This is a genomic window from Pleomorphochaeta sp. DL1XJH-081 (assembly GCF_049310885.1).
In the GTDB taxonomy this organism is placed as follows: Bacteria; Spirochaetota; Spirochaetia; order Sphaerochaetales; family Sphaerochaetaceae; genus CAYZJV01.
In genome coordinates, this window is sequence record NZ_JBMDYO010000073.1 from 1 (window position 1) to 278 (window position 278).

Sequence of the window (278 nt, forward strand, 5' to 3'; positions counted from 1 at the left end):
TTTTTATGGTCAGCGACAGCCTCTATCCGTTGGCCGTTGAGCTATTAATTCGTCCTGAAAGCTCGTTGATCTCCGAGAGCGAGCCGGTTAACCGGCTGATTGAGGTGATTTGCGCCGGTAGCCGTGCGGCTGAACAGATTAGCCGTACGCTGTTTGCCGGGGATGAGGACAGCGATTTCGCAAGCTACCACTCTGCGGCGATGCTCACTCTTTCAGAGCGTAAAGTTCTGCGCCTTCTGGCGAAGGGGTGGGGAATAAACCAGATCGCCGCGCTGTTG

1 protein-coding gene is annotated in these 278 nt (G+C 55.4%); it reads left to right on the forward strand.

The features are described 5' to 3' along the window. Window positions 1–278, forward strand: a 278-nt coding sequence (locus ACODJP_RS13945; RefSeq protein ID WP_422482525.1) for a hypothetical protein, incomplete at both ends; no start/stop codon positions are given.